Annotated in this window: 4 protein-coding genes and 1 pseudogene; all 5 read left to right on the forward strand. The window is 70.3% G+C overall.

Annotation, left to right across the window (positions count from 1 at the left end):
* On the forward strand, nt 1-601 hold a 601-nt coding region (locus BIS11_RS13465; RefSeq protein ID WP_253586263.1), incomplete at its 5' end, for a 2-C-methyl-D-erythritol 4-phosphate cytidylyltransferase.
* A 4-nt stretch (nt 602-605) separates the two neighbouring features.
* A complete protein-coding gene (gene ispF / locus BIS11_RS13470; RefSeq protein ID WP_253419426.1) occupies nt 606-1,079 on the forward strand; it encodes a 2-C-methyl-D-erythritol 2,4-cyclodiphosphate synthase in 474 nt (157 codons plus the stop codon).
* On the forward strand, nt 1,076-2,116 hold the full coding sequence (gene truD, locus BIS11_RS13475) for a tRNA pseudouridine(13) synthase TruD (RefSeq protein ID WP_253419428.1): 1,041 nt from the start codon (nt 1,076-1,078) through the stop codon (nt 2,114-2,116). The genes ispF and truD overlap by 4 nt, the downstream gene beginning before the upstream one ends.
* Nucleotides 2,117-2,155: 39 nt before the next feature.
* The gene (gene surE / locus BIS11_RS13480; protein ID WP_253419430.1) at nt 2,156-2,902 is read left to right on the forward strand and encodes a 5'/3'-nucleotidase SurE; all 747 of its coding nucleotides are present in this window, start codon (nt 2,156-2,158) and stop codon (nt 2,900-2,902) included.
* Nucleotides 2,889-3,306: pseudogene (locus BIS11_RS13485) on the forward strand (protein-L-isoaspartate O-methyltransferase); the annotation flags it as partial. The gene surE and the pseudogene BIS11_RS13485, both read left to right, overlap by 14 nt.

The following is a 3,306-nucleotide window of genomic DNA, read 5'->3' on the forward strand; positions in this document are numbered from 1 at the left end:
GGCCCATACCCTGGCGCGCCTGCACGGCGCCTTCCCGACGGCGCGCCTGGCGCTGTGTCTGGACGCCGACGATCGCTGGTTCGACCCCGCCTGGGTGCCGTTTGCGCACTGGCAGCGCATCGATGGCGGGCGCGAGCGCATGGAGAGCGTGCGCAACGCCCTGGCCGCCATCGACGCCGCCGACGATGACCTGGTGATGGTGCACGACGTGGCGCGCCCCTGCGTCACCGTCGCCGACCTTCAGGCGCTGCACCTCGCCGCCGGTGCTCACCCGGACGGGGCGCTCTTGGCCATGCCCGTGGCGGATACCATGAAGCGCGAAGGCGGCGAGTGCCAGAGCGTGACCACCGAGCCCCGCGATGGGCTCTGGCATGCGCTCACCCCCCAGGGGTTTCGCTTCGCGCTGCTCGAGCGCGCGCTTTCCCAGGCGACGGCGCGCGGTATCACCGTCACCGACGACGCCTCCGCCGTCGAGGCGCTGGGTAGGGCGCCCAGACTGGTCAGCGCCCGGCGCGACAATCTGAAAATCACGCACCCCGACGATCTTGCCCTGGCGGCGGCCATCCTGGCGCTGCAGGCAGGCGACGGCAACGAAGAGTAGTCTCATGCGAATCGGCCATGGATTTGACGTACACCGCTTCGGGCCCGGCGACCACCTGATGGTCGGCGGCGTCCGGCTGCCTTTCGACCAGGGCTTCGTCGCCCACTCCGACGGCGACGTGCTGCTGCACGCGATCAGCGACGCGCTGCTCGGCGCCTTGGCGCTGGGCGACATCGGCCACCACTTCCCGGACACCGACCCGGCCTTCGAAGGCGCCGACAGCCGCGCGCTTCTGCGCCACGTCATGGCCCTGGTCCACGAAGCGGGGTTCGAACTCGGCAACCTGGATGCCACGATCATGGCCCAGGCGCCCAAGATGGCCCCGCATATCGAGGCCATGCGCGCGGTGATCGCCGACGACATCGGCGCCGCGCTCGGCCAGGTGAACGTCAAGGCGACCACCACCGAGCGGCTGGGCTTCACCGGTCGCGGCGAGGGCATTGCCGCCGAGGCGGTGGTGCTGCTGGTGGCGCGATGAGCGCATCGCCCTGGACGCGCTCGCTCAATACGCGCTTTGATGCGCCGCTGCCGGGCGAATACCGGCGCCAGCCAGAAGACTTCGTCGTCGACGAGCAGCTCGATTTCACCCCGGAGGGTAGCGGCGAGCACCTGTGGCTGCGCCTCGAGAAGCGTCGCCAGACGACCCTCGAGGTGGTGAAGGCGCTGAGCCAGCTGTGCGACGTCGGCCAGCGCGACGTGGGCTACTCGGGCATGAAGGATCGCTTCGCGGTGACGCGCCAGTGGTTCAGCGTCCACCTGCCCGGGCGCGAGGCGCCTCAGGCGCTCGAAGCGTCGCTTCGCGCGCTCGATCTGCGACTCATCGAGCAGGGGCGCCATCCGCGCAAGCTCAAGCGCGGCGTGCATCGCACCAACCGCTTTCGCCTGCGCCTTCGCGGCGAGGCGGTCGCGGCGGCCTCGTTCGAGACGCGCTGGGAGGCGCTGTGCGCCGAGGGCGTGCCCAACTATTTCGGCCCGCAGCGCTTCGGCGCTGGCCGGCGCAACCTCGAGCGCGCCCGGGCGCTGCTGGAAAAAGGCTGGCGCAAGCGTGACGATCGCCAGGGCATGATGCTTTCCACCGCGCGCAGCTTTCTGTTTAATGAGGGGTTGAGCGCGCGCATCGACGAGGGCACCTGGGCCACGCCGCTGGCCGGCGACACGCTGATGCTCGACGGCACCCAGAGCGTGTTCACCGCCGAGACGGCGGACGCCACGCTCGAGGCGCGCGCGGCGGCGCTCGACCTGCACCCGACCGGGCCCTTGTGGGGCGTGGGCGGGCAGGCGAGCGGGGCGGCGCTGGCGCTCGAGCGAATGCTGCAGGCGCGTCACCCGGCGCTGTGCGACGGGCTCGTTCGCGCCGGAGTGAGCAAGGCGCAGCGCTCGCTTCGGGCGCGGGTGATCGAGCCGAGCGCGACCCGCGAGGGCGACGACTCGGTGGTGCTCGAGTTCTCGCTGCCGCGCGGCAGCTTCGCGACCTCCCTGGTCGGCGAGCTGATCGCGCATCCGGACTTTTTCTGACCCAGGCTTCGAGCTTTCATCACGTCCAAGGAGAGGCGAATGCGGCGACTGCTGCTATCCAACGACGACGGCGTCCACGCGCCGGGACTGCGCGCCCTGTACGAGGGGCTTCTCGACCACGCTCACCTGCGCGTGGTGGCACCGGACCGTGACCGCAGCGGCGCGAGCAACTCGCTGACCCTGTCGCGGCCGCTGTCACTGAGCGCGCTCGACAACGGCTTCTACAGCGTCGACGGCACACCGGCGGACTGCGTCTATTTGGGCGTCAACGGCGTGTGGGAGGAGCGCCCGGACCTGGTGATCTCGGGCATCAACCACGGCAGCAACCTCGGCGATGACGTGCTCTACTCCGGCACCGTGGCTGCCGCCATGGAGGGGCGCAACCTCGGCATGAGCGCGATCGCCATGTCGCTGTGCGGCGAGCGCCACTTCGATACCGCCGCCCGGGTGGCGGCTACGCTGATCGGCGCCTCGGGGACGCTGTCGCTGCCGCCGCGCACGCTGCTGAACGTCAACGTGCCGGACGTGCCCTGGAGCGAGCTTCAAGGGTTTCGCGTCACTCGGCTGGGCTATCGCGGCCCGGCGGAGAAGGCGGTGCCCATCAAGGATCCGCGTGGTCGCACGCGCTACTGGATCGCCCCGGTGGCGGCCAACGCCGACGACGGCGAGGATACCGATTTCGCCGCCATCGAGGCGCGCTACGTTTCGATCACGCCGCTTCACACCGACCTCACGCTGCACACCGCGCAGCGCGACGTGCAGGCATGGCTGGATGCTTTTGACTGAGCTCTCGCCTTATGATCGCCGCGGGCGGGGAATGACCTCCCAGCGCACGCGCGATCGCATGATCGAGCGCCTGATCCAGCAGGGGATCGGTGATAAACGGGTGCTCGAGGTCATGGCCTGCGAGCCGCGCCATCTGTTCGTCGACGAGGCGCTGGCCCACCGCGCCTACGAGGATACGGCGCTGCCCATCGGGTTCGGCCAGACCCTGTCGCAGCCCTTGATCGTCGCGCGGATGACCGAGCTCGTGCTGCGCGCACGACCGCAGCGCGTGCTCGAGGTGGGCACCGGCTCGGGCTACCAGGCGTTGATACTGTCGCGGCTGGTGCCCGAGCTCTATTCGGTGGAGCGCATCGTGACGCTAGCCGAGCGCGCCGCCGACCGGCTGTGGCGACTCGAGGCCGAGG

This window comes from Halomonas sp. 707D4, from assembly GCF_024158685.1.
Classification (GTDB): domain Bacteria; phylum Pseudomonadota; class Gammaproteobacteria; order Pseudomonadales; family Halomonadaceae; genus Vreelandella.

What these genes read in the sequence shown, in the direction of transcription:
- ispF (WP_253419426.1), top strand. Translation starts at nt 606, where the DNA reads ATGCGAATCGGCCATGGATTTGACGTACACCGCTTCGGGCCCGGCGAC.
- truD (WP_253419428.1), top strand. Translation starts at nt 1,076, where the DNA reads ATGAGCGCATCGCCCTGGACGCGCTCGCTCAATACGCGCTTTGATGCG.
- surE (WP_253419430.1), top strand. Translation starts at nt 2,156, where the DNA reads ATGCGGCGACTGCTGCTATCCAACGACGACGGCGTCCACGCGCCGGGA.